Source organism: Anaerosporomusa subterranea (assembly GCF_001611555.1).
In the GTDB taxonomy this organism is placed as follows: domain Bacteria; phylum Bacillota; class Negativicutes; order Sporomusales; family Acetonemataceae; genus Anaerosporomusa; species Anaerosporomusa subterranea.
Genome location: NZ_LSGP01000028.1, coordinates 40,805 through 67,677, shown reverse-complemented (window position 1 = coordinate 67,677; position 26,873 = coordinate 40,805). Strand labels below are relative to the sequence as shown.

The window sequence follows — 26,873 nt, the reverse complement described above, 5'->3', positions numbered from 1 at the left end:
AAGTCTCGCAGGTCTGCAAAAAATAATTATAATCACAGACTTCCTCGAAAATATGTTGACGATTAATACCACGAAGTATTACATGATAGAAACCTGTACTGCTTAATTGCCTCGCTTGCCTTCCCATAGCCCTTCACCTCTATCTATGACATAATATGATTATGACAAAAAAGGAATGTCCCTAATTGTCTCTGTCCCAGGGAAGGCCCCCTGCCAGCATAACATCGTGCAAACAGAGAGCCTTCTTTTTTCCTGTCATCGTGCCGGTCATGGCCTACCAAAAAGCAGGCGGTTACTTTTGCCTGACGTACCCACATTCCGCAATAAAATTCTGCCCTTGGTCTGATAAAATCCAGTCAATGAGTTTCTTTGTGTTGCCAGTTGAAAACTGAGTAGTTACGGCATAAACATCAATTGTAAATAAGTAACTATCATTCTGGATATTTTCAATAGTCGGGGCTGTTCCGTTAATCGCCAGCAATTTAATATTTTCATTTGATTTCATTCCTGTTGCAAAGAAACGAAAAGAGTAGCCAATCGCTGATGAGTAATTTCGATAAGTTGCCACCTTGCTGATAACACCGCCCATTCCAGCAGCATACTCTTCCCATAGCGGCGGTGGCAGCTCATTTCCACTCATTACTTTTGCTAACATTATGGTTTGACTTCCGGAATTTTCTGGGCGCTGAAACGGCATGATTTTTTCATTTTTTCCACCGAGTTCATTCCAGTTCGTAATCTTCTTTTGGTATATATTTTGAATCTGCTCTATGGTTAACGAACTGACAGGATTATCTTTGTTTACGAAGAAAACGAATGCCTCCCTGGCAATAGGAGTTAATACAAACTCCACTCCTTTTGATTTTGCCATCTCCAGTTGTTGTTTTGAAGGCTGAGCGCCGAAAAAAACATCAATTTCGCTATTTATTAATCGCTCATACGCCTCATTGGTTTTCGAGCATTGGACATAGTTCCCTATTGTCTTACTATCAAGCCCTTTATATAACGCCTGCGCCATAGCTCCATAAACAGGATAAGCAGCAGTTGCTCCATCAAGTTTAGGATAGCTATCCCCAATTGAAACCGTTGGCACGTCAGTCAATTTAACCAGTTTATTCTTTTCGCGAAATGGACGATAATCATTCAGGTTTACTTCATCCGAAACCCGCTCAATTTTATGATCACCAGTTAGAACTTTAGATGTACGGTCAAAATATTGAAATGCAGCAATCGATGAAAGAAGCACAAATAACACAACATACGCAAAAACATTTTTTTCAAACTTAATATGCTTTTTATTGACAACACATGAAATCAGAATCGCAATGACAGTTATTAGTGTAATTGCAACTTGCAAAAGTGGAAATGGATTATAATCTCCTCCAAAAGCAAATAAGAAATTCATGGCTAAATATGGCATGGTGGCTATTCCATATACAGATGAAAATAACCAGCCGTTAAAATGGTAATCTGATAGACCAAACACAAGTATCCATACTAACATATAGTAACTGAAAACGACTATAATTGGTAAGAACACCTGGAAAGCACTATCTGGTAGAGAAGTTCGCTTTGCATAGAAAAACCATACAACGGCAAGCAAAATAAGCGGAGGGAAAACAAGTAGAAGAAAATTAAGCAAACTGCTATGCTCGCCAGTAATATTGACAGTGGCAATTATCTGAAGAGAAACAAGTGAGCCAATCAAGCCAATGCTGACAATTATTGGTGACCCTATCAACGCCAATACGGTCGTTTTTTTCCAATATTTTTTTAGATTCAAAAGATTCCCCCCCTACAATATGACAAAAAAGGAACGTCCCCAATTGTCTCCCTCAAGTCATATATTTCCTAAATAGACACAATCAAGTCACAAATCTCAATCCCAAGGCTGTTTTCTTTCAACCGCTATATACCTTATTTAGAATACCTTTTCCCTCTAAAACACAAGAATCCTGCAAGTTTCATCCAAAACTTACAGGATTCTCTACTCTATTACTCGGATAATCGTATCTCTTTCCCGAGGCCGTTCAGAATCGTCCAGATGCTAGGCCGACCGAGGAAGCGCGCGCAGACAGTACAGGAAACGTACGGCAAGCGCGCTCCCGCAGGGCGGAGTGCGCAACTCTTGGCGCTTTGCGCCTTAGAGTTGGCGGCCTACCCTTTACGGGTGCAACGCAGATGGGCGGTTATCAACGGCCTCGCATCGCCGTTACCAATGATACGGTTCTCCGTATCGGGTCAAACAGCAAATTTTTTTCTTCAATGGAAGCATCGGAACCGTCCCTGAGCTTCTCTTGAGCTTCTCTGTGTCGTTATTTTGAGCATCCATATAAAATATGAGGTACCAGTTTACCCCTATACAAACGATTAAACTGCTTCATGACGGACATATCGAGTTTCTCAGCTAAATTTCTGGAACTAAAGTTTTCAGGTATGATCTGAGCAGTTAATTCAGGAATTTTCAAAGTGTGTAAAGCATAGCTTTTGCAGGCATTTGCACTCTCAAACGCTAAGCCTTGATGCCAAAATGCTTTGTTGAAAATATAACCAATGCCAACATAATCTTCATTATCTGCGCTTTCTGCAATTATTCCACAGACACCTATCAATTGTCCACTGCTCTTTTCAATCACGGCCCAATAACTATAACCATCTCTTTCATACCTCATAATGTTTTCATTGATCCAAGCGGTAACTTCCTGATCTGAGAAGGCATGTCCCCAAGCATACATGACTTCAGCGTCTTGTAAAATTCGGGATATACCTTGATAATCGCCAGTAGAAATTTTTCTAAGGATTAACCTAGGTGTTTCAAGGATCATATTGTGCTCCATAATCTACCTCCCGCGGATGCAGAAGGACGTTTTTTGTATCCTCAACATTATCCACATCAATATGATTTCTAGCGCGGTTCAAGTAAACTAATGCCTCTTTTCCCCTCAAAGGATTGAAATCCCCCCCCGAGGCCGTTCAGAATCGTCCATATTCTAGGCCGACCGAGGAAGCGCGCGCAGACAGTACAGGTACGTACGGCAAGCGCGCTCCCGGAGGGAACAACGAAGATGGGCGGTTATCAACGGCCACGTTTACCAGTGATACGGTTCTCCCCGCCATATCTTAAACCCCCGATAAACCTGCTCCACTAACAGCAGCCGAATCATCTGATGCGTAAACGTCATCCTTGAAAACGACAGTCTCTCCTGCGCCGCCGCTAACACCTGGGGCGCAATCCCGAACGCGCCACCAATCACAAACGTAATATCACTCTTTCCGTTCACGGCTAGTGCCTCAAACTTAGCTGCCAGTTCTTCTGACGACCACTGTTTTCCCTGAACATCAAGCGCCACGAGGTAGCTCGTGGCGCGAATGGTTTTTAGCAGGCGGTCGCCCTCACGGGCGAGCGCCTGCTGTTTTTGTGCTTCGGATGGATTATCTGGCATACGTTCTTCGTCGACCTCGACGATGTCGAGGCGGCAGAAGGGAGTGAGGCGTTTGACGTATTCGGCGATACCTTGAGTCAGGTACTTTTCTTTAATCTTGCCGACACAGGCGATACTAATACGCATTACTTTTCTTCACTCGGCATTTCTTCCAGCACGACAGAGACGGTCCGCTGCGCGTTGTCGCGAATGATGATTACATCAACTCTCGAGCCAAGAGCTTTGCTGTCAAGGACTGATCGCAGATCAGCGATGGAGTTGATGTCAACGCCAGCGACTTTCAGGATGATATCACCGAGTTTCATACCGGCTTTAGCGGCAGGTGTTCCTTCGAATATCTTAGCTACAAACAGACCCTTTTCAGCGTCGGTGTAACCGTATTGACGGGCTGTCTTTGCATCAACGATGCTAACGCCAAGGTAGGGGCGGACAACTTTGCCTTTTTCAATTAGCGTCTGTAGGATAGGACGCGCCGTGTTGATAGGGATAGCGAAGCCTAGCCCTTCAACGCCGGTGACCGAAATTTTAGCACTGTTTATGCCAACAACTACACCGTCAGCGTTGACAAGCGCGCCGCCGGAATTGCCGGGATTGATGGCAGCGTCAGTCTGTATCAATTTGAAGCGGCGTTCGCCGATATCAATTGACCGGTTCAGGGCGCTGATGATACCTGCGCTAACGCTGCCTTTGAACTCAACACCAAGCGGGTTGCCAATGGCAATGGCAGGCTCGCCGACCAACAGTTGGTCTGAGTCGCCAAATTCGGCTACCGGTAAATCTGAAGCGCCATCAATTTTAACCACAGCTAAATCTGTGGCCGGATCAGCACCCAAAACTTTCCCTGGGAAAGTGCGTCCATCCAGCAGAGTAACAATTATCTCTTGCGCATTTTCAACAACATGATTATTCGTGGCGATATAGCCTTGGCTGTCAAAAATAACGCCAGAGCCTTGGCCTTGATCAACTAGCACTTTACGGTTGAAGAAGTCTCGAGCATAGGCTTTATTGGTAATGCCGACGACGGTAGGGCTGATTTTCTGGGCAGCACGAACGATCGGCGTATTGCGGGCGTCAGATATGCTAGCCTCGGCGGTATTCGGTTTTAGCAAGCCGTTTTTTGCATTGGGGTTAGCCGGAGCCGGGCCTGCGCAGCCGACCACCAGGCTGCCGCCGATAAGGGCGCCGATGACGGCCACAAGAAAGTATGGAGCAAATCTCCGATACCATTGTCTCATGGGTAATCCTCTCCTTATTCTTGGTTTTCTAGGCTGACCATACGGTCGGGATAGGTAACGTGCAAAGTAATGTCTTCACCCAAATTGAGTCCTGCCTCTTCTAGTATGCGACTGACTGTTGATTCCGCCACATCAGGCCTATTGTTTTCCTTGCTGATGTGAGCGAGAAAAACATCAGTATGCTGTTTTTTCGCCATTCGCGCCAGCGCCCAACCACAATCGTTGTTGGATAAATGACCGCGATTGCCGAGTATGCGTTTTTTCAAATACCAGGGATAGGAGCCTGTCTGTAACATGTCCACGTCATGATTCGACTCAAACACCAGAACATCAGAATTCTCCAGGCGTTTTCTGACACTGTCGGTAACAAAACCAATATCTGTGGCAAAGCTGCACTTCGTCTGACCGGAAAAGAAGTTAAAACCAACTGGGTCAGCCGCGTCATGGGAAATAGAAAACGGCTCGATCCGCAGATTACCGATATCCAAGCTGTCCGGCAATTCGCGGCAGCAGGCAGGGGGCAACAAATCACGGCAGGACATGGCTGCAAGGGTCGCCGGCTTAGCGTACACTGGCAGGTGATATTTTTTAGTGAGCATAGCAAGACCACTAATATGGTCTGTATGTTCATGAGTCACAAATACGGCTGATACGTCCTCGACCGCGACGCCGATTGCGTCAAGTCCAGTCTTAACACGTCTGGCACTAATGCCCGCGTCCACCAAGATGTTTGTGTCACCAAATTGAATACAAGTGGAATTGCCTGACGAACCACTTGCGAGGACATGCAATTTCATTGAAGACTCCTTTTTTTGAGCAGGTTATATCATTTTTATTCGCCCTAAACTCGCTAAAGTCCTCTTTTTCTGCATGTTCCAGGCACCAATCCGGCTTAGCAGTTCTTCTTTTCCAGCATATGAATAGCGCACGTTAAACATGGATCAAATGACCGAATTACCCGTCCAACCTCTACCAGATCATCAACATTTGCAACCGGAACGCCAATTAGCGCTTCTTCGACCGGACCCCGTTCTCCGTTGTCACCGCGAGGCGAAAAGTTCCAACTAGTCGGGGTAATAATCCGGTAATGTTTCACTCGGCCATCCTCAATGGTAAACCAATGACCAAGCGCGCCTCGCATCGCATCAGTTAAGCCGATACCGGAGCCGGATTTGGGCACAGAGTAGCCTGCCTTTGTCGGTGTGTTCGGAATCAGTTCATCCAACCAGCGGTCTGCGAGCCGGCAGAGAGTGATCAGCTCAGCTGCCCTGGCGATGATCCGGTCCAGCACGGATATTCCTCTTGTATATTCCCCGCTGATGAAACCACGGGCCAAAGGGCCGCATTCGAGCGGCATGCCTTGATAGCGCGGCGCTTTGATCCAAGAATAGGCATCTGGCTTTTCACTATTTGGCGCAGGCAACGCCTTCATCTCATCGTTTTCCACCAGGTACCAGCTATACTGTATTTCTTGATTAATGTGCGCAATATCTAACGATTCTACCCCGCCGCCGCTGCGAATGAGCCCCGGCTGATAAACACGCTGACCGGTGATAGCGTCTGGAAAGGCTCCATAGGAAAAAAAGTTCCCATAGCCTGCGCCAATCGTATAGTACTCTGGATAGTACTTTGCTATAGTCAGTACATCCTCCATATGAATTGTCTCCACAAAATTACGAATATCTCGCAAGACACCGCGATAAGAGGTTATCTGCTCAGCTGTGGCGGTTTCTGTGACTCCGGTCGGCAGAATCGTCTGCTGATGCGGTGCTTTGGCGCCAAAAATAGCCATCATCTCATGGGCGCGCACTGACATCTCAATGCCTTGCTTAGCGTGTTCCAGCATTTTACTGTTTATTGCAGTTGGCAGACGATAATCCCCGGCAGTTTTAGGCGAATATGGCGGCATATCCGGAGCTTTGACATAATCATAAAGTACTAGTATGTAGTAATGCCGCAGATGATTTTGAATCAAATCAGCGGCAAAGATCAAATTAGTCAGTTGCTGCCCGGCAGGCGTCGGCTTGACACCAAACGCCTGTTGCTGAGCCATTGAGGCGGCTACAGCGTGTGCACTTGAGCAAATACCGCAAATACGCTGGGTAAACAACGCAGCATCACGCGGATCACGCCCGCGAAGCATTGCCTCAAAGCCACGAAATAATAGCCCGCTGATCCAGGCGTCAACTACCTTACCATCCCGGATATCGACATCAACCCGCAAAGGCTCATGTACTCGCGTTACGGGAAAGATCGTCTTTACCGCCATTAGTCTTCATCCTTTCCACCAGAGCGAACCACACGCACCAAGCGCCCGACCCAGGTTTCCTTTGGTTTAGTTAATTTCCGGTTTTGGGTTTTGGCCTTAGCGATACACTTCTTCTCCTGTTCTTCTTGATCTCGGCGACGTTGCGTCTCATTTTCGGGCGGTGCGGCCGGGAGTGGTTTAGTTCCATCAAGCCAATGCCGTTTAATGCGTCCAGTCGCAACGCCTACAGCCAGATGCGCAGCAACCGCCCCGATCCCAGCCAACGTGACGAATTTGCCCAACCGTTTCACATTAGTCTTTACTGAGCCAGTATAGACATTAGGCAGGTGTTCATAAAAGGGCATCATCAGATCCGGAAAGTCTGGGCTGGCGCAGCCGATGCAACCGGCGCCGGCCTTTACTGGCCAATTTACATAATGATTCCATTGTCGCAGCGGGCAATCGGCATGCGTAACTGGCCCTTTGCAACCCACCTTTAATAAACAGCCGGGGTCGCCAGGAAACTGGGCAAATATCCCATCTTCAAATTGTTGACGGCGCTGACAGAGATCATGAATGGTTTTGCCAAAAAACACGACCGGTCGGTGATAAGCGTCAAGCTCAGGTAAACCATACATCGCCAAGTGGCTCAACGTACCGGTTATCCAGTCAGGGTGGGCCGGGCATCCGGGAATATTAATGACTGGCGGGCTCTTGATGATATCCCATACCCCCTTGGCGCCGCCAGGGTTAGGGTGAGCGGCGGCCGGACCACCGAAACAGGCGCAACCGCCCACAGCAATGACATGCTTGGCCTGGGCTGCAAGCATTTTCAGCGCATCTAGGCCGGTAACCAATTGCCCGTCTTTGAAAAAGACATAATTGTAGCGCCCGCCTTCGGCTGTCATTGGCGCGCCTTCAATAATCAGCCAATAGCGTCCGGCATCCTGTTCGACTGTGTCGAAGATAGCGCGAGTGGCGTCATCTCCCTGCGCCACCTGAAAAGTCCAATGATAGCGCAAGTCAATCACCTCGCGCAGCAGTTGATGCAACGAGGGATTTACCGCATTATCAAGTGAAATCGAATTGCCGGTGCAGGAACCTAGCTCCAGCCAGATCACCGGCGGCCTGTTTACCTGCCCTGCAGCCAACGCCTCGCGCACCACCGGTGCGATCAAGTCAGCTAAGCTGACTGCAGCAGTCGCTGACATACAGAGAGAGATGAATTCACGTCGTGTTATCATGGTAAGCCTCACAGAAGAATACTCGAATCATCTATTGTTTCCCCAGTTTAAGTAACTTTATCCCCAGAATAGGAAAGAAGCGACAGGAGCTGCTTCGCACGCTCTCGTCGCTTCTATTTTTGGTTATGCTTCATGTTCATGGCAGCCCACTGTTGCCAGCTTTGTTCATACTCAGAGTAGTTCATCGCTAGTACTGACTGAATTGCTTGGTTCATCTTACGCCCCGCGCGCAATTGGTCAATCACTTGACGCAATGCATCGTCGCCATGAACCTCTGCAATGTAGCGCACAGCAGCAAACGATTCCCGATAGGCTAAGGACTGATTCGGCAGATCATCAAAACTGGCATCGAGTTCAGCCATCGTATGCAGGTGGCCAGACAGTGAATTCGTCGCGGTCAGCCACTCATAGTCGTTAATCGTATACTCAGCATATTGAGCCAAGCCTTCTGTGAACCAGCGGGGGTAGTTGCCTTGAGTCAGGTGATCAAACACTAGGTGAGTAAACTCATGAACCATCGGACCGGAACGACTAAACTCATTAGCCGACACACCTGACTTCATCCAATCACGTGGCGACAGTACCTGAATCACGCCGCCCCAATATACACCCATGGCACTCTCATCACCAGACCAGCCGAAGGCTTTGCGCAGCTCACTGCGGTCAGGGTACATAACAATTAGTGTCTTACTGTTAGGTTCACGGCCAAGCATAGTCGTGACCGGCTGATAAGCCTGTTCGGCAGCTTGGGCTACCAGTTGCGCCATCTCATTATCACCATCACTGTAGCGAACAGCAAAATGTGGTGTTTCGACAACGGTAAAATTCCGAGTCTCATATTCCATTTTCGCCTGGGCCGCTTGACGGACCAGGGGATAAAACGCCATAGAAATACGCAGCGGTGTTAGAAAAAAAATGGCCGCCGCAACAATAACGGCTACCGGCACAAGGCTCATGGGTCCAAGTTTCTGCATGGTACCCCTCCTCTCACGCGGTACCAGTATATCATGCCTTCAAACACCTATACTACAGGTATATTATGTATACTAGATAGTGACAATCGTCACTCCAGCGCTTGTGCCAATACGGCTGGCACCGGCGGCGATCATGGCTAGAGCCTGTTCGCGGTTCCTAACGCCGCCGGAGGCTTTGATAAGCGCCTTGTCGCCGACAACTTCTTTCATTAACAATATATCTTCCACGGTCGCGCCGCTAGAACTGAACCCGGTCGAAGTCTTGACAAAATGAGCTCCCGCCGCAAGCGCCGCCTCACAGGCCCGACGTTTCTCCTCATTTGTCAACAAGCAGGTTTCAATGATAACCTTCACGGTTCGCCCCTCGGCAGCCTCTACGACCGCGCGAATGTCACTTTCAACCGCATCCCAGGCACCAGACTTGACTGCTCCGAGGTTAATTACCATGTCGATCTCATCAGCACGCCGCTCAGTAGCCGCCTTGGTCTCTGCTGCCTTTATTTCAGTCAACGTAGCGCCCAACGGAAAGCCCACCACGGTTGCAACCTTAACGCCAGAGCCGCGTAACAAATGGGCAGCAAGGTCTACAAATACCGGGTTCACGCAAACCGCAGCAAAACCATGCTCTGCCGCTTCCTGACACAGCACGCGAATCTGCTCAATTGATGCCTCCGGTTTTAGGATCGTGTGATCAATGTATTTGGCCAAATCCACCGCTATCCCTCCTCTTTCCTATACGAAGATAGTTCGTCTCTCACGCCATGTTTCCTGCAAACAAAAAAGGACCCAGCCGATTGCACATCAAGCTGGGTGTAGAAAAATCGGAAGAAGATCGCCGCGGGCTAAAGCCCTCGCGATGACAACACATTACGTATCATCGCGAGCGAGGCGCAGCGATCTTCTTAGAGGACTTTCGATGCAATGGCTGGCAGAGCGTCGAGATGCCCTTAGATGCTAGGCGGACCAGCCAACCCAGCAGCGCCGCGTACGTTCAGCGGTACGCAAGCAATGGGGTGGCTGGTCCAACAACTGCCGAATCCTATGCCGTCCATGGCGCATTCGGCACTAGCGCATCCGTGCGCGTCGCAGCTGAGGGTATATCGGTGCTCTGCCTCGCTGGCCGTCGAGATGCCTCCAGATGCTAGGCAGACCCGCCGGCCCAGCAGCGACGCGTACGCGGGGTACGCTAGCAATGGGTTGGCGGGTCTAACAACGCAGATGGGGGCATATCGGCGGCCAGCCTAGTGGGGGGTGGTGATTTGGCACTTCGGGCATATCCCATAAAAGTAAAACTGCTGTCCAGTCAACTTATATGAGGTATTCTGTGAAATTAAATCAATAAAATCTTCAGATTCAATGCCCATAATATCATCCACTCTGCCGCATTTCATACAGCGGACATGCGGATGATTACTGACATCAGCATCATAACGGAAGCTGTCTTCGCCAGCGTTAAGAACCTGTATCAAGCCAATTTCTTTGAGTATTTCAATCGTCTTGTATACAGTAGCCAAGCTCATCGTCGGATAGAGCGGCTGTAACTCATGAAAAATCATTTCTGCGCTAGGATGGGATTTGGTCTGGCGCAGAGTTTCATAAATTGCGAGCCGTTGCGGAGTGACTTTAAAGCCCCTTTCCCGTAGCATCGCAGTAATTTGGCCTTCCATCGAAGCAACACCTACTTCCCAATAATAATAGCCAACAAACAATAATTATTCGCTATACTCATAGTCATAATACGTGAGTTACGCTCATCTGTCAAGGAATTTTTTCCTCATAAGAAAAACTGCTGATGCGGTCTTGGGAAAGGATAAAGTACGATAGCACAAACGCCACAAGCAGCACTAGCGCCACTATGGACGACTAACATTTTTATAGAAAGAAGACCGCCGCGAAATAGCGACCAAGCCTTACGTCACAAGGCTTTACAGCTTCAGAAAATTTATAAATCAGTACCCTATAAAAAAAACCCCGGATTTATCCGGAGCTTTTTTAACATCTTATGACATTTGGCCTTGCTGTGAGCTGAATTTAGACTGTGCTTGTGCGATGTCTTGAGGGTTGGCGTTTTTCGTCTGGTAATAACCTTTCTGTTGCATCAGATCATACACTTGTTTCTGATGGCTGTAGACGTCACCTAGCACATTCATATAGTCGCGGCGAAGCTGTTCGTTATTCGCTTCAAGAATATAGGTATTCATGGAAGTAGCAATATGTTTACATTCGTTCAGGCAGACCTGCAAGATGTCTCGGTCAGTGAATTGCATGCCCTGGCCGCTCATTTGACCCTGTTGGCCTTGTTGCCCTTGTTGTCCCATTTGTGCCAATCTGATTCACCTCAACTTCCTTTATTGTAGGGTTTGCCCTGCGCTTAAATGCTTTTTGAGAGTCTGGAGATGCTGCTGATCTTTTTGAGCCATTTGTTGCAACACCTGTTTTGCCTGATTATCTTGTGTCATACTGGCAAAATGGTTACAGGCTTTCGCGCAACTTTCTTCCATAGTCAGGACATCTTCGAGATGCATTAATTCTTTGGCCGTAAGCATGGTGATCCCTCCTTTCTGACTTCCATAGATAGGATGCGCATACAAAGGAATCCTTATGCTTAGAAATAAGACCAAGGTCCTACCTTACTGTAAGTATTTGCCTAGGATTTCCTGTTATCAGCAGGTATAATTGACATACAACCCATCATAGAAAGGTGCGCAATTGTGTTATTTGATTACATCCGTGCTGGAATGGTACTTACTCAAGATGTCTTTGACGACCGTGGTAATTTATTATTAGAAAATGGATCGATTCTGACTAATACATATCTGATACGATTAAGGCAGTTGGGGTTTCGCCAACTCCGCATCTTTGATCCATATGCCGCGTCACTAAAACCACCACCGATAATTCCTGAAGAGTTGCGTCAAGAGTTGGCTCTTTGTTTTCAGGCCCTGACGAACCTGCGATGGAAACAATCACAAAACTTAAAACTTCGCTTTTTATATCTTCAACGTATTAATTCAATGGTGAAGGAAGTCATTGCCCATCTAGAAACCCAAATACCAGACATCATCAACCTGTCAGTTCGTCAGCCAACTGAAGATGAAATCAGCCATTCTGTCAATGTCTGCTTGCTGTCGATTGTCACTGCCCTATATCTCAAGTTGCCCGCTTCGGTTCTGTCTGAAATCGCTATTGGCGCTCTGCTTCATGATATCGGCAAAACGGCGTTGACTGAGGATGTATCTCCAGAAAATGCCTATATACACACAATCTACGGCAAGGATCTGCTGCTTGCAAATAAGTTCAGTCCGACTGTGGCGCGTATAGCCGCCGAACACCATGAACGACCAGATGGCACAGGTAATCCTCTCGGCCTACTCGCTAAAGATATTCATCCCCTTTCACGGATTGTAGCCATCGCCAATTATTACGACCGAGCAATCGCCTGCGAAAAAGAAACACAGCTGTCGCGTCAGGAAATTGTAGAAAACATGTTGGTTAACGGAAATGCTGCTTTTGATCTGACCACGCTCCGTGCCTTTTTCCAGACAATTGCTGTGTATCCGGTTGGCAGTTTAGTGAAACTTAACAGTGGCAAGCTTGCCTATGTGTTGAGAAATAAAGTGCGCATGCCGCTGCGGCCCTGCGTAGAACTGGCAGACGCCTCCCGTTTGGAGATTGATTTGGTATTGCAGCCGAATATTACGATTGAACAATTAATCGAAGAATAAGAGCAACGGCGCATATGCGCCGTTGCTCTTATTCTTAATTGGCACAGCTTCACTGCCGCTTACTCGCAGGAGTCATTGTGACATTAGTCGAATTGGACGGGGTATATAACTAGATTGGAGTTGTACTATGCTGTCATCAGGCTATTTTCAAGTAATCATATCCATGCTGATTTGGGGCAGCGTTGGCGTGTTTGTACGTTATGCTGATCAGCCGGCTGATGTGATCGTGTTCGTCCGAGTGTTTTCCGCATTTGTCGCACTGGGGCTGTATATGCTGTTAGCCAAGCAGCCGTTTCGATTTTTGCGCTGGCGCTGGACGGTGGCAGCAGGTCTGGTGCTGTCGCTGAACTGGCTGTTCTTCTTCAAGGCGATTCAGGCGACGACCATTGGCAACGCAGTGTTCACGTATTACCTCGCGCCAGTGTTCTCCATCATCTGGGCTAGATTGTTCCTGGGGGAGCATTTAGAAAGGCGGGCTTTTTACGCACTGGGTCTTGCCGCATGCGGTCTAGCGCTGATGCTTTCCAGTTACGAGCTTTCCTTTACCAGCAGCGACTTTCTCGGCATTCTTTTTGGCTTAACCGGCGCGCTGTTTTACTCACTAGTGGTTGTCTTAGCTAAATACCTGACAGATGTACCCCCGCTGACCTTGGTGCTAGTGCAGATGGGCGTGTCCTCACTCGTTTTCCTGCCAACCGTGCTGCTGTCGCCGCCAACCTTCTCCACTGTCGGCCTAATGTCCATGCTGACAATGGGAGTGATTCACTCTGCGTTCGCACTCGGTCTCTACTTTACCGGACTGGCAAAAATCAAAGTTCAACATGCCAGCATTCTTTCCTATATTGATCCTGTCAGCGCCCTGCTCTACGCCTACCTGTTCTTCGCCGAAATCCCCGGCCCCTACACCCTCGCCGGCGGCGGACTGATCCTGGTTGCCAGCGTACTAATCATCCGGAGGGGCAACAGCAACCAGCATGAAAGTACTAATTCTCTTTAGTGCAGCCCTGAAGACTTCCCCGCAGGGCGTTCAGATACCCCAGGTTTTGTTACCTATGAGGCTCTCAATTATCTGATGCAGAATAGCTGAGTAGCATCACTAGGCAGCCCCGCTCACCCCGCCGCGCCGCGTACGATACGGGTACGCAAGCAAGGGGTGAGCGGGGCTAACAACGTAGATGGGGTATATCAACGCCCTGCTCTATATGGATTTGTTCCATTTGCCAGTCTCAAACCGCCACCACAATATCCCACTCCTGAAGAGAAAATCGGCTGCAGTGATCCACCAGGCGGTGGTAATGGGATGCTTCCAAACGGTGATAAACAAATAGATCAGCGGCAACCGAACTAGCCAGATTCCAATAGTCGTCACATACATTGGCCACTTGGTATCGCCCGCACCACGCAGCGCGCCACCCATGACATAGTTGAGTGCGATGGTCGGTTGCTCTACTGCCGCTATTTTCACACACAATGAACCCCAATAGAGAACTTCTGGGTCTTTAATAAACAGTGCAGTCAGTTCCTCAGCAAAAAAGAAAAATACTGCTCCCATGACGCTCATCAACCAGAATCCAATCGAGCGAGTTAGCCGAACATAACGGGCCGCCCGGTGCGATACGCCTTGACCGAGCGAAAAACCGACCAGCGTCATGGCAGCAACCGAAAAACCAAAGCCCGGTAAAAACGAAATAGACTCGACCTGCATGGCAATTTGGTGAGCAGCAAATTGGACAGTGCCCACTCCAACCAACAGAAAGGTAAAGGCAATCCGACCGCCTTGCATGGCTGCCTGTTCGAGTGCAGCTGGAATGCTGACTCGCAGTACTCGCTCAACTTCGTTCCGCCGGTATGCAAACACGTCAGAGAATCGCAGACCAATCAGCGGACTACGTATCAGCATGATGACAGCCAGCGTTCCGCCTAACGTCTGCCCCAAAACAGTTCCCCAAGCTGCGCCGAGTGCATCCAGGCGCGGCAGACCAATTCCGTATATCAACAGATAGCTGACAACGATATTTGTCCCATTATTGAGCACACTGACCCAGAAAGAATCAATGGTTCGCCCCACTGCCCGCAAAATATAATTACTGACAGCCATAATCAGATATAATGGCGTAAATAAAAACATCATGCGCAGGAGAGAGCTTGACAGTTCGGCGACCGCCGCATCTGCATCCAATACCGAGAAGATGACCGATGATGATACATAGCCGAGAGCAGCAAGAATCGTCCCCAGTGCGCCTGCCAGCATAACCGCCTGACCGGATATACTCCGAACCGCCTGATAGTTACCGGCTCCCGCTTCGCGAGATATGATAGCTGCCGCTCCGGTGCCAGCGGCGGCAAATGCCATAGTTGCCGCCATCTGTACCATAATGGCCAGACTGACGGCAGCCAGACTGATTGCACCCAAGTGCCCCACCATCGCAGTCACCAACGTTCCGGCTAGCATTTGTCCTGACATCTCGAGAACAACCGGCCAAGCAAGCGCCCAGATTCGAGTTCGCATATATTGATTAACGGGAAGCATAAACAACCTCCAAATTCGCATAAGAAAAACACCCACGGCTGTCTTTAGCTACGTTAACCGCAGAGTGAGCAGAGTACGCTGAGGGTGTGCAGAGAGCTACGAGAATATTTTTTGAGCCAATAGGGCTTTTCTTTTCTTCGTCGACTCGCCTCTGTTATCCTTTATTATATTTGTGGTATAGTAATAGTTGACACGAATAGACAAGAATAATGGAAGAGATGGTGATCCCATGCTGTTGACAGATATTCACTCCCATATTGCTCACGAACTTAGCATTCGCCCACAACAGGCGGAGGCTGCCATACGGCTGCTTGATGAAGGAAATACCGTTCCTTTTATCTCCCGTTATCGTAAGGAAGTCACCGGCGAGCTTGATGAAGAAAAAATTCGTTTAATCGAAGAGCGGTTACTGTATCTGCGCAACCTGGTTAAACGGCAAGAAGAAATCGTCGCCAGCATTGGCGAACAAGGCAAACTCACTCCTGAGCTGGAAGCAGCCATTCTGTCCACCGTTAAACTGCAGGAGCTTGAGGATCTCTACCTGCCTTATCGGCCGAAGAAGCGGACACGAGCGCAAATTGCCCGTGAACGCGGTCTCGAACCATTGGCAGACATTCTGCTGGCGCAGGAAATTACCGTTGGCGACCCCATCGAGATTGCGCTAGAATTCGTGAATCCGGAGAAAGAAGTCGAAACTGCCGAAGCCGCTCTGGCTGGCGCTATGGACATCATTGCCGAAGCGATCAGTGAACGCGCCGATTTCCGCGCTCAACTGCGCAAACAGCTCTGGAACAAAGCCGAAATTGAAACCGAGCTGGCAGTCTCCGAGGAAGCGGGCAAAGAAGTTCTGACATATAAAGAATACCGTGAACCAGTCAGTCGCATGCCCTCGCATCGCATCCTAGCCGTTAACCGCGGTGAAAAGAAAGAGCTGTTAAAAGTCCGGGTGGTTACACCACACGAATTACATATCGACACCATTGTTCGTCAGATCATCACCAAGCCGTCGATTTTTAAAGATCTCCTTCTATCTGCCATTGCCGACGGCTACAAGCGGTTGCTGTTTCCATCACTGGAAAGGGAACTTCGTTCATTATTGACCGAAAATGCCGAGAAACAAGCCATCCGGGTATTCGGCCTGAATCTGAAGCAGCTGCTCCTGCAGCCGCCGCTGGCCGGCCACACGATCATGGGACTTGATCCCGGCTTTCGCACCGGCTGCAAACTGGCAATCATCAGCCCAACCGGCGCCATTCTCGACACATCAGTCATCTATATCACTCACAGCGAAGGGCAAAGGCAACGTGCCGCCGAGACTGTTCTCGCCGCAATTCGCCGCCACGGTGTGACGCTCATCTCGATCGGTAATGGCACTGCCTCGTTTGAAACAGAGGAATTTATCGCTTCCCTGATCAACGAAAATAACTTGCCAGTTCACTACCTGATCACCAACGAAGCTGGTGCTTCCATCTATTCCGCCTCCAAGCTTGCCAAGGATGAATTACCCGATTTAGATCTCACCCTGCGCAGTGCGGCCTCAATCGCCCGCCGCGTGCAGGACCCGCTGGCTGAATTGGTCAAAATCGATCCGAAGTCGATTGGCGTCGGTCAGTATCAGCATGACGTTGATCAAAAGGAACTCAGTGGCACACTCACCCAAGTTGTCGAATCAGCAGTTAACCATGTCGGCGTTGAACTCAATACCGCCTCAGCTGCTCTTTTGACCTATGTCGCCGGCGTTAGTGCCAGCGTGGCCAAGAACATTGTAACTTATCGCGATGCAGCTGGCAGATTCCGTAGCCGCCGCGAGCTTTTGAAAGTGCCGCGTCTTGGCCCTGCCGCCTTCACGCAGTGCGCCGGTTTCCTGCGTTTGCAAAAAAGCGAGAATCCATTGGATAATACGCCAGTTCATCCTGAATCATACTCACTGGCTGAGGCCATACTGAAGATGTTCGGCTTTGCCTTGGCTGATTTGCAAGATAAGGAAAAGCTGCAGGTACTGCAGCAAAAGCTGCCGACCGTCGATTCTGCAAAGCTTGCTGCCGAGCTAGCCGCTGGCGAGCCAACAGTGCGCGACATCCTGTCAGCCTTGGCCAAACCGGGACGTGACCCGCGTGAAGACCTGCCCCAGCCGATGACTCGCAAAAATGTTGTCAAGTTATCTGATATTCTGCCTGGTACGCTGGTCAAAGGTACTGTGCATAATGTCATTGACTTTGGTGTGTTTGTCGACATCGGCATCAAAATTAACGGACTGATTCACCGTTCGGAACTTAGCGACAAACCGATCCGCCACCCGCTGGACGTCGTATCAGTCGGCGATATTATCGAATGTGTTGTGCTCAGTGTTGATGAAGCCCGCGGCCGCATCGGTTTGAGCTTGAAACAAGCGAAAAAGAACGCCTAGCAGGCGGAACTTCGTACGGAAACCACAGAGTGCGCAGAGTTAGCAGAGGATCACAGAGGGTTACGGAGAGTATTATAATTATAAAAATACGCTATCCTCTGCGAACCCTCAGCGCACTCTGCGTACTCTGCGGTTAAAAAAATCCATTGCTTACTCATAGTCTATTATGTCTGAAAAGCGAGGTGTTTTTATGGACCCACGTAAACTCACTCTGGCGAAAACGCTGATTCAGCACTCCACTCGCTTGCAAGCAGGCGAGAATCTCCTGATCGAGGTTTTTGACGGTGGCATCGATTTGGCGAAGGCAGTAATGGATGAAGCCTATGCTGCCGGCGGCAAGCCCTTTGTCATTGTAAAAGACAGTTCCTTGCAGCGGGCTCTATTGCGTCAGACTAGCGAAGAGCAAATGCAGATTCTTGGCGCTTGGGAAGCGGAACTGATGCGCCAGATGCATGCCTATATCGGCATCCGCGCCAGTGATAACATCAGCGAAATGTCTGACGTGCCGGAAGAAAAGATGAGCTTATACCAGCGTCTCTGGTCAAAGCAAGTGCATAGCGATCTCCGAGTAGCAAATACAAAATGGTGTGTACTCCGCTATCCGACTCCCGCCATGGCGCAACTCGCCAACATGAGCACCGAGGCGTTTGAGGATTTCTACTTTCAAGTCTGTGGTCTGGATTATGCCAAACTCGGCGCAGCGGAAAAGCCCTTAGTCGATCTGTTTAACCGCACAGATAAAGTGCGTATTGTCGGGCCGGGTACAGATCTTTACTTTTCCATAAAAGATATCCCTACCATACAATCTTACGGTCTGCGCAACATTCCCGATGGGGAAGTCTTCACCGCCCCGGTGCGTGAATCGGTCAATGGAACGCTTGCCTACAATACTCCTGCTGTCTACCAGGGAGTTACGTATGAAAATGTCCAATTTGAATTCGCCAACGGAAAAATCATCAAGGCGACTGCCAATCATAGCGAAAAACTAAACAAAGTTCTAGACACTGATGAAGGTTCGCGTTATATCGGCGAATTTGCCCTTGGCGTCAATCCGTATATCAAGCAGCCGATGAAGGATACTCTATTTGATGAGAAAATCGGCGGCAGTTTCCACTTTACCCCTGGCAATGCCTATAAAACCGCCTTCAATGGCAACACATCAGCCATTCACTGGGATCTGGTCTGTATTCAAACACCTGTGTATGGCGGCGGTGAGATCTGGTTTGATGATGTGTTAATCCGCAAAGACGGACGGTTTGTACTGCCTGAACTGCAGGGATTGAATCCGGAAAACTTTGAGTAACAAATACAAAACCCCGAATCTCATTACTGTTTAGTAAATGCGATTCGGGGTTGATATTTAATAGGGCCAACCAAGCCTTTAGCCGGCTTTAGTGTTTCTGAGTTCTTCAAGCATAATCGGCAATACTTCCATTGCGTCGGCGACAATACCATAGTCAGCCATTTTAAATATCGGGGCATCTGGATCTTTATTAATGGCAATCACGATGTCTGACGCGGACATCCCGGCCAGATGCTGTATGGCGCCGGAAATACCGCATGCGATGTATATCTTCGGCCCTACTGTTTTCCCGGTCTGGCCAACCTGATGCAGAGCCGGTTTCCAGCCTGCGTCAACAGCCGCGCGGGAAGCAGCTACGGTACCGCCGAGAGCTTCGGCCAGGTCTTCGATAAGTTGGAAGTTTTCCGCACTGCACATTCCTCTGCCGCCGGAAACAATAATTTCGGCCTCTTCTAAGTTACAGGAGGTTGTGCAGACTTGCAATAATTCGATAAACCGGGTACGGATGTTTTCAGTATTAACTTTGCTCGCTATGTTGACGATTTCGCCGGTCCTGGTGTAATCAGGAACGGGCTGCTTAAATACTTTCGGACGGACAGTTCCCATTTGCGGACGGTGATCGGGGCACAAAATAGTAGCCATAATATTGCCGCCAAAGGCGGGACGGGTCCAGGCAACTAAGCCTGTCCCGGCATCGATGTCCAGGCCGGTGCAGTCTGCCGTCAGACCGGTACCAACACGGCAGGCCAGTCTAGGGGCTAAGTCCCGCCCGTCGTTGGTAGCGCCAAGCAGCAGGACATTAGGCCGATATGTAGTGATTAAGTCATGGAGGGCGGCGGTAAAGGCATCGGTAGTGTAGTGGCTGTATTCCGCTCCTTCCACCAGATAAATCTTGTCGGCCCCGCTGGCAAAGATATCTTTGGCCAGTGCCGCCACATTGTCGCCAATCAGCACAGCGGCCAATTCTTGCTTCATAGCGTCCGCCAATTTGCGGCCTTCGCCCAATAGTTCATGTGATACGCCGCGAATACGGCCTGCCGTTTGTTCGATGTAGACCCATACGCCGGCATAGTCCGCTTTCGCTTTGTCCATGGACACTTTCTTTTCTGCTGTTTCCCGGACAATGGTATTGACCGGACACGACTTCAGGCAAGCTCCGCACATGGTACAGGCTTCGCTGATGAATGCCTTTGCATCGGCTTGCATAATAGCTCCGAACGGACAAGCAATAACGCAGGCGCCACAGCCAATACAGTTATCTTGAATTATTCTAATTGTCATTGCCAACTCCCCTTCTAGAGAATCTTTGCATCCGAAAGCTTTGAAAACAGCGCCTGAACGGCTTCGCGGATGCTATCAGCCTGGATGATTTCGCCTTGGGTCCGCTGCTGAGGGGTAAAGATTCTGCGCACTTGCGTAGGCGATCCGTTAAGACCAAGGCGATCTGAATCAACGTCTACATCGCCAACGGCAATCACCGGAATTTCCTTGCGGTTGGCTTTCATCGTACCTTTAACGGTAGGGAAGCGCGGTTCATTGATCGATCTGACTACAGTCAACAGGACAGGCAGCTTGGTCTCAATAATTTCGTAGCCTTCTTCATGCTCGCGTTCTACCCTGACGCTATCGCCATGGACTGCCACTTTGGCCACATAGGTCACCTGCGCAATATCCAGATACTCGGCGATTTCCGGGCCGACTTGAGCCGTGTCGCCATCAATGGCTTGCTTGCCGCAAAGGATCATATCAAACTTGCCCAGTTTGCGGATGGCGGCCGCTAAAGTATAACTGGTTGCCAGTGTGTCTGCACCGCCAAATGCGCGGTCACTGACCAGATAGGCATCGTCAGCGCCCATCGCCAGACATTCCTTCAGGGCATCTTTGGCCTGGGGCGGTCCCATGGAAATGACGGTCACTTTGCCACCATGTTTTTCTTTGAGTTGGAGTGCGGCTTCAACAGCATTTCTGTCAAAGGGGTTGACGATGCTTGGCACACCTTGCCGAATAAGCGTATTGGTCTGAGGGTCAATTTTCACTTCGGTGGTGTCAGGCACCTGCTTGACACATACCAACAAATCCATCCTACTATGCCTCCTATCCCGCTAGTGAGTATACATCCGGACTATCTGAGCAGCGCGCCGGAAATCACCATGCGCTGAACCTGGTTGGTCCCCTCATAGATTTGGGTGATTTTGGCGTTCCGCATCAGGCGTTCCACCGGATATTCAGCAGAGTAGCCATAACCGCCGAAGATCTGCACCGCATCGGTGGCGACTTCCATGGCAGCATCTGACGCATACAGTTTAGCCATAGCCGCTTCTTTCGAATAGGGTAACCCTTGGTCCTTATGCCAGGCGGCACGGTAAACCAGCAGACGGGCCGCGTCAATTCTGGTGTTCATATCAGCCAGCATAAAGGCAATGGCCTGGTTGGTGCAAATGGGCTTGCCAAATTGGATGCGCTCTTTGGCGTATTTAACGGCATGGTCAAGGGCCGCTTGGGCAATGCCAAGAGCCTGGGCGGCAACGCCGATTCGTCCGCCATCAAGTGTGGTCATGGCAATTTTGAACCCGTCTCCTTCTTTACCCAGCAGATTGGCTTTAGGCACTTTTACATCTTGGAAAATGAGTTCCATGGTGATGGAGGAATGGATACCCATCTTATGCTCTTTCTTGCCAAAGCTAAAGCCAGGCATGCCTTTTTCCAGAATAAACGCCGAAATGCCTTTCAGTCCTTTGGCTTTATCAGTCATGGCGAATACGACATAGGTCTCGGCTTCGCCGGCGTTAGTGATAAAGATCTTACTGCCGTTGAGCAGGTAGTGATTGCCATCAGCTATGGCTACGGATTGCTGGCCTGCCGCATCAGTGCCGGCATTGGGTTCGGTGAGTCCGAAACCGCCCATATGTTCCCCTTCCAGGATTGGGCGCAGATATTTTTCTTTCTGTTCTTCCGTGCCGTAGGCATAGATAGGCCATGCGCAGAGTGAAACACTGGCCGACAAGGTAATGCCCACGCCGTCGTCGACTTTGGATAGTTCTTCGACAGCCAGGATATAGCTCAAATAGTCGCTGTCCGCGCCGCCGTACTTCTCAGGAAAGCACAGACCATTGAGACCAAGTTCGCCCATTTCATCAATGATAGAACGGTCAAACAGGCACTCTTCATCCCGCTTGGCAACTTCTGGCGCTACCCGCTTTTCGGCGAATTCACGCACCATCTTTTGCAACATTTTTTGGTCTTCGGTTAATTGAAATTGCATTACCTAATCCTCCTAACCATTCCTACCCTTGACGATCTACCCTTGATGTGTTTTCAATAGCGGCTGAATCTTCGCTTCGATTACCTGCGCTATTTGCTGCTCGGTCATCTTGGCTACTCTGGGCTGATGCCGGCAATTGCCTTAGCCAGCTCTTTTTTCTTCTCCAGATTTCCCTGCCGCGCGATCATGACCCGCTGTGCCTGCGGCGAGCCCGCGCCGTGCATGGACTCTGTCCGGTAGCCTACCGCAGCGGTCCCCAGGGTAATGTTTTCAATTAGCCGCAAAATCCGCAGCCGTTGTTCGGTTGGAATATTCGCTACACCCTTAAAGTACTTTTCGACCACTTTACCAATTTCAGGGTGACGCAAATCATGTTCGGAAGGCATGGTGACCATCAGGCCGCCGGCGATATCTTCTGCCAGGCGGGCGATTTCATAGGGAAAGCGGGTAACGTTTTGTTTGCAGACATTAGCCAGCAGCAGGTCGATCAGGTATGTGCCGGAAGCGGTTTTACAGCCTTCAGCCGAACAGGCGATACCGCAGGCATAGAGTGTTTCGTTCAAATGTGTCATTTCGATGAGTTTATCCTTTATATGCGTCGCCTTAGCGGCTCCATTATAGTCTGCGGCCAGCGCCGTGGCGCCGATCAGCACATCGCCGACCCCGACCTTGCAGCCGCCGTAGCTTTGCCGGTGATAGCCGGCGAAGCGTTCGACCAGCATGCCGCTGAATTCAGTTTCGCCGCACATGAAAACATGATCCCAGGGAATGAAAACATTGTCAAATACCATCAGCGTTTCATGGCCGCCGAACTGCTTATTCCCCACGTCAATGTCGCCGCCTTCGAGTTTGCGGGTATCGCACGACTGACGGCCATAGATGTAAAATATACCTTCGGCGTCTGCCGGCGCGGCGAAGGAAACCGCGTAGTCAGTATCTTCCCTGCCCATTGCAATGGTCGGCATGACCAGGATCATATGCGAGTTAAGGGCGCCGGTCTGGTGGGCTTTGGCGCCGCTGACCACGATACCATCCGCTCTCTTTTCCACAACATGGACAAAAAGATCAGGGTCGGCCTGCTTGCTGGGCGATAAACTGCGGTCGCCTTTCGGATCGGTCATCGCTCCGTCCACTGTCCAGTCTTGCTCCTGCATGTTCAGCAGGAATCTGGTAAAGCGCTCATGATAGGTAGTGCCCAGTTTTTTATCGATTTCAAAGGTTGTGCTGTCCACCGCGTTGATGGCGTCCATGCCGACGCAGCGTTGGAAGCAAGCGGCTGTTTTCTGACCCAGCAGCCTTTGCATTTTTACTTTTTTGACGAGGTCATCGGCGCTTTGATGGAGGTGACAGAAGCGGTTGATTTTTTTGCCGCTGAGATGTGACGTTGCTGTCATGAGGTCTTGGTATTCCGGTTCTTCGGCTAACGCATAGGTCATTTTGACGGAATTCATTGATGGCCGAATGATGGGGTGGTCTACGGGATTCGTGATGAGTTCACCCTGCAAATAGACCTTGAAATGAAGTTCCCGCAGACTGTCTTCGTATTGTTGAGCGGTTTTCATTGACATGATTCAATCCTCCTGAAATCTACTTATCTCTGATACCTGGTAATACTCTTTATCTGATCTTGCTGCCTGGCTGCGCGTACTCAGCCAGGCAACCTGCCACTCTAAAACCCACTTGCAGAAATAAAGTCGTAGAGCGGCTCGGTCAGAACTGGGTTTTAGTCCGCCTAATCAAACATGTCCGCTGACTACAGTAGCAACAGGAGCCTCTTTTACCTGCTGAACATTACGATAAGTGATATAGGCGCAGATACAGCCGATAAACACCCAAACGCCAAGAGCGATTAAGCCATACATAAAATTACCGGTCGAGTCTTTAATCCAGCCGACGGTGAATGGGCCGGCAAAGCCGCCAATGTTGCCGAGTGAGTTAATCAGCGCGATACCGCCCGCCGCCGCAGAGCCGGTCAGGAAAGTCGGGGGAATCGTCCAGAATATCGGCATCGATGAATACAGGCCGATACTTGATATCGACAGCAGCAGGATCGTCAATACCGCATTGGCGCCAAAATACGCGCTGCCGATCAGGCCTACCGCCCCTAACACGAGAGTAAAGATCAAGTGCCATTTCCGTTCCTGACGGCGATCAGAGCTTTTTCCCAGGATCAGCATGCCGATGGCGGCAGCGGCAAATGGAATAGCGGCAATAAATCCGATTTGTATCGTGCTTAAAAAGGTGAATGTTTTCATGATTTGTGGCAGCCACATATTCACGCCATAAATACCAACCTGAACGGTAAAATAGACAAACCCCAGCGCCAGCACGTGCGGATTCAACAGCGCATCTTTTAGCGAGAGCTTTTTCTTGGATTCGACTTTTGCCCGCTCACGGTCAATTTCTCCCTGCAGCCAGTTGCGTTCGTCAGGCTCCAGCCACTTTGCATGGGCTGGAATGTCTGTCAGATAATAATAGACGAAAAAGCCCATCAACACGGTCGGAATCCCTTCCAGAATAAACAGCCAGCGCCAGCCGGCGACTCCGCCAATACCATCCATTCCTAAAATCCAGCTAGAGATCGGCGAGCCGATTAAGAGAGCGCCAGGCACGCCAAACATAAACCGGGAGGTAATAATAGCCCGGTAACGCTCGGGAAACCAATAGGTCAGGTAGAGAATGACGCCAGGGAAAAAGCCTGCTTCGGCAGCGCCAAGCAAAAACCTTACGATAATAAAACTGGTACTGCTGCCAATAAAAGCCATCATTGCTGATAATAAACCCCAGCTAACCATAATCCGGGCGATCCAAAAACGCGCGCCATACTTTTGAAGAGCCAAGTTGCTTGGCACTTCGAAAAGGAAGTAACCGAGAAAAAATATGCCTGCTCCCCAGCCGAAGGCAGTTGCCGTCAGCGCCAGCTCCTGATTCATTTGCAATGCGGCATAGCTTAGATTGACACGGTCCAAATAGCATAAGATATAGGCTGCAATTAAGACTGGAATCAGGCGCCACGAGACTTTGCGCATAATAATCTGTTCTTTCATTTGATCAGTCATTTTTTTGCCCTCCATCCATTTCGCATATTGCCGGTACCGGTATTAGTTAAAAATCTTACCAGGATTCAGGATGCCCATGGGGTCAATCGCTTTCTTTATCGCCCGCATCAGCTTTAGCTCCACCGGGTGGGTAAACATCTCCATTTCCTTCACCTTTTTTGATCCAATGCCGTGCTCTCCTGATAACCTCCCTCCTAATTGATAGACAAATCCATACAGTTCTTGGTGAAATTCATCGAGCTTGGCATTCCAGACTGCATCAGGAATATCGCCTTTCAAGGCGTTGACGTGGATATTGCCGTCTCCGATATGGGCTGCTGTTGTTGTCGCTATGCCGAATTTTGATTCCAGTTCAGGCAGCTTCTGCATGAGCTCAGCGATTTTATCGACAGGTACGACAATATCTTCGGCGTAATAGACCAGACTGTCGGCCCGCGCCGCTTCGGCGAAGTTTCTTCTCGCTTTCCAAATCCGGTCTTCATCAGCCATTAACAATTCAACAGCACCGCCTGCTGTACAGATTTCGTCCAGCATTTCCGCTTTGCGGTCAATTTCATCTTCAGTAAGGCCATCGACAGTGATGATTACATAAAGGCCATCCTTTGTGGCATACGGCAAATCCACCTTGATATAACGGGCACAGCTGCGCAGAGCTTTATTATCCATAAACTCCATCGACATCGGGCTGAGACCGGCTTTAACGATCTGGTTCGGCAGGCTGAGCGCTTGCTCCATATTTGTAAAGATGGCCAGCATATCCATGGTATGCGGCGGTAGCGGCTTGAGCTTGAGTGTCACCTGGGTCACGATTCCCAACGTGCCTTCTGAACCGGCGATTAATTGCTCAAGGGCATAGCCGGTGCTTTTTTTGGCCAGGCGACTGCCGACAGTTACGATCTCCCCCTCCGGTGTCACTACTTCCATCGAATATACCTGATCCCGGGTCGTGCCATATTTTACAGCCCGGTTGCCGCCGGCGTTGGTGACGACATTGCCGCCGATTTGACAGCTATCACTGCTGCAGGGATCTCCGGCATACAGGAGTCCCCGGCTTTTTGCTTTCTGTTGAATCTCGTGAGTCCGCACGCCAGCTTGTGTGACTACATACAAAGAATCTTCATTGAATTCGAGAATTTTGTCCATCCGATCCAGGACGAGAACAATACCGCCGAAGACGGGAATCGCGCCACCCGCCAAACCGGTGCCCGCGCCGCGCGGCGTCACCGGTACGACATATTGATTGGCCAGCCGGACAATTGCCGCAACCTGCTCGGTAGTTTCCGGAAAAACCACAACGTCAGGCAAATGGTGATACTTCGGATTTGCTTCTTCATCGGTTTTGTACGCTTCCAGCTTGTCAGGATCAAGTGATACAAAACGTTCTCCCAATACATTTTTTAGATCTGCTACCAACGCAGGGGTCACAGGATTGAAATGGTTCAT

23 protein-coding genes are annotated in these 26,873 nt (G+C 49.6%); 4 read left to right on the top strand and 19 right to left on the bottom strand.

Annotated features, from left to right (window positions below):
• Window positions 1–292: 292 nt before the first annotated feature.
• The 12 genes from AXX12_RS18290 to AXX12_RS18230 form a co-directional block, all read right to left on the bottom strand.
• Window positions 293–1,783 (bottom strand): PstS family phosphate ABC transporter substrate-binding protein, encoded by a 1,491-nt coding sequence (locus AXX12_RS18290; protein ID WP_066245848.1) that lies wholly within the window; start codon window positions 1,781–1,783, stop codon window positions 293–295.
• Window positions 1,784–2,315: 532 nt separating this feature from the next.
• A complete protein-coding gene (locus tag AXX12_RS18285; protein WP_197470786.1) occupies window positions 2,316–2,837 on the bottom strand; it encodes a GNAT family N-acetyltransferase in 522 nt (173 codons plus the stop codon).
• Window positions 2,838–3,089: 252 nt separating this feature from the next.
• Window positions 3,090–3,569 carry a 23S rRNA (pseudouridine(1915)-N(3))-methyltransferase RlmH gene (gene rlmH, locus AXX12_RS18280; RefSeq protein ID WP_066245846.1) on the bottom strand — a complete coding sequence of 160 codons (480 nt, stop codon included), beginning with the start codon at window positions 3,567–3,569 and terminating at the stop codon, window positions 3,090–3,092.
• The gene (locus AXX12_RS18275) at window positions 3,569–4,678 is read right to left on the bottom strand and encodes a S1C family serine protease (protein WP_066245845.1); all 1,110 of its coding nucleotides are present in this window, start codon (window positions 4,676–4,678) and stop codon (window positions 3,569–3,571) included. The genes rlmH and AXX12_RS18275 overlap by 1 nt, the downstream gene beginning before the upstream one ends.
• Window positions 4,679–4,692: 14 nt before the next feature.
• On the bottom strand, window positions 4,693–5,475 hold the full coding sequence (locus AXX12_RS18270; protein WP_066245843.1) for an MBL fold metallo-hydrolase: 783 nt from the start codon (window positions 5,473–5,475) through the stop codon (window positions 4,693–4,695).
• A gap of 95 nt (window positions 5,476–5,570) precedes the next feature.
• The gene (locus AXX12_RS18265; protein ID WP_066245841.1) at window positions 5,571–6,947 is read right to left on the bottom strand and encodes a nickel-dependent hydrogenase large subunit; all 1,377 of its coding nucleotides are present in this window, start codon (window positions 6,945–6,947) and stop codon (window positions 5,571–5,573) included.
• Window positions 6,947–8,182: a hydrogenase small subunit gene (locus AXX12_RS18260; protein ID WP_269448418.1), complete on the bottom strand. Its 1,236-nt coding sequence runs from the start codon at window positions 8,180–8,182 to the stop codon at window positions 6,947–6,949. The genes AXX12_RS18265 and AXX12_RS18260 overlap by 1 nt, the downstream gene beginning before the upstream one ends.
• A gap of 101 nt (window positions 8,183–8,283) precedes the next feature.
• Window positions 8,284–9,144, bottom strand: a complete 861-nt coding sequence (locus tag AXX12_RS18255; protein WP_066245837.1) for a peptidase MA family metallohydrolase — start codon at window positions 9,142–9,144, stop codon at window positions 8,284–8,286.
• Window positions 9,145–9,216: 72 nt separating this feature from the next.
• A complete protein-coding gene (gene deoC, locus AXX12_RS18250) occupies window positions 9,217–9,864 on the bottom strand; it encodes a deoxyribose-phosphate aldolase (RefSeq protein WP_066245835.1) in 648 nt (215 codons plus the stop codon).
• Between the two features lie 521 nt (window positions 9,865–10,385).
• Window positions 10,386–10,811, bottom strand: coding sequence for a transcriptional regulator PerR (gene perR / locus AXX12_RS18240; RefSeq protein WP_066245831.1), 426 nt, complete (start codon window positions 10,809–10,811; stop codon window positions 10,386–10,388).
• 333 nt (window positions 10,812–11,144) lie between these two features.
• Entirely contained in the window at window positions 11,145–11,462 is a 318-nt protein-coding gene (locus AXX12_RS18235; RefSeq protein WP_231881958.1) for a spore coat protein, read from the bottom strand.
• A 30-nt stretch (window positions 11,463–11,492) separates the two neighbouring features.
• Window positions 11,493–11,690 carry a DUF1657 domain-containing protein gene (locus AXX12_RS18230; RefSeq protein WP_066245825.1) on the bottom strand — a complete coding sequence of 66 codons (198 nt, stop codon included), beginning with the start codon at window positions 11,688–11,690 and terminating at the stop codon, window positions 11,493–11,495.
• A gap of 165 nt (window positions 11,691–11,855) precedes the next feature.
• Here AXX12_RS18230 and AXX12_RS18225 point away from each other — a divergent pair, with 165 nt between their 5' ends.
• Complete coding sequence (locus AXX12_RS18225) at window positions 11,856–12,869, top strand: HD-GYP domain-containing protein (protein ID WP_066245823.1); 1,014 nt, start codon at window positions 11,856–11,858, stop codon at window positions 12,867–12,869.
• Window positions 12,870–12,996: 127 nt separating this feature from the next.
• A complete protein-coding gene (locus AXX12_RS18220) occupies window positions 12,997–13,866 on the top strand; it encodes a DMT family transporter (protein ID WP_066245821.1) in 870 nt (289 codons plus the stop codon).
• A gap of 201 nt (window positions 13,867–14,067) precedes the next feature.
• Here AXX12_RS18220 and AXX12_RS18215 read toward each other — a convergent pair whose 3' ends face one another.
• The gene (locus AXX12_RS18215; RefSeq protein ID WP_066245819.1) at window positions 14,068–15,399 is read right to left on the bottom strand and encodes an MATE family efflux transporter; all 1,332 of its coding nucleotides are present in this window, start codon (window positions 15,397–15,399) and stop codon (window positions 14,068–14,070) included.
• Window positions 15,400–15,628: 229 nt separating this feature from the next.
• Here AXX12_RS18215 and AXX12_RS18210 point away from each other — a divergent pair, with 229 nt between their 5' ends.
• Window positions 15,629–17,806, top strand: a complete 2,178-nt coding sequence (locus tag AXX12_RS18210) for a Tex family protein (RefSeq protein WP_066245817.1) — start codon at window positions 15,629–15,631, stop codon at window positions 17,804–17,806.
• A 190-nt stretch (window positions 17,807–17,996) separates the two neighbouring features.
• Window positions 17,997–19,109: an aminopeptidase gene (locus tag AXX12_RS18205; protein ID WP_066245814.1), complete on the top strand. Its 1,113-nt coding sequence runs from the start codon at window positions 17,997–17,999 to the stop codon at window positions 19,107–19,109.
• A gap of 78 nt (window positions 19,110–19,187) precedes the next feature.
• Here AXX12_RS18205 and AXX12_RS18200 read toward each other — a convergent pair whose 3' ends face one another.
• From AXX12_RS18200 to AXX12_RS18175, 6 genes are all read right to left on the bottom strand, one after another.
• Window positions 19,188–20,390 (bottom strand): electron transfer flavoprotein subunit alpha, encoded by a 1,203-nt coding sequence (locus AXX12_RS18200; RefSeq protein ID WP_066245812.1) that lies wholly within the window; start codon window positions 20,388–20,390, stop codon window positions 19,188–19,190.
• Between the two features lie 14 nt (window positions 20,391–20,404).
• Window positions 20,405–21,190, bottom strand: a complete 786-nt coding sequence (locus AXX12_RS18195; protein WP_066245810.1) for an electron transfer flavoprotein subunit beta/FixA family protein — start codon at window positions 21,188–21,190, stop codon at window positions 20,405–20,407.
• Between the two features lie 41 nt (window positions 21,191–21,231).
• Window positions 21,232–22,371, bottom strand: coding sequence for an acyl-CoA dehydrogenase (locus AXX12_RS18190; protein WP_066245808.1), 1,140 nt, complete (start codon window positions 22,369–22,371; stop codon window positions 21,232–21,234).
• 113 nt (window positions 22,372–22,484) lie between these two features.
• Window positions 22,485–23,939 carry a 4-hydroxyphenylacetate 3-hydroxylase family protein gene (locus AXX12_RS18185; RefSeq protein ID WP_066245806.1) on the bottom strand — a complete coding sequence of 485 codons (1,455 nt, stop codon included), beginning with the start codon at window positions 23,937–23,939 and terminating at the stop codon, window positions 22,485–22,487.
• Between the two features lie 168 nt (window positions 23,940–24,107).
• Window positions 24,108–25,430 carry an MFS transporter gene (locus AXX12_RS18180; RefSeq protein ID WP_066245804.1) on the bottom strand — a complete coding sequence of 441 codons (1,323 nt, stop codon included), beginning with the start codon at window positions 25,428–25,430 and terminating at the stop codon, window positions 24,108–24,110.
• Between the two features lie 42 nt (window positions 25,431–25,472).
• Window positions 25,473–26,873, bottom strand: coding sequence for an FAD-binding oxidoreductase (locus tag AXX12_RS18175; protein WP_066245800.1), 1,401 nt, complete (start codon window positions 26,871–26,873; stop codon window positions 25,473–25,475).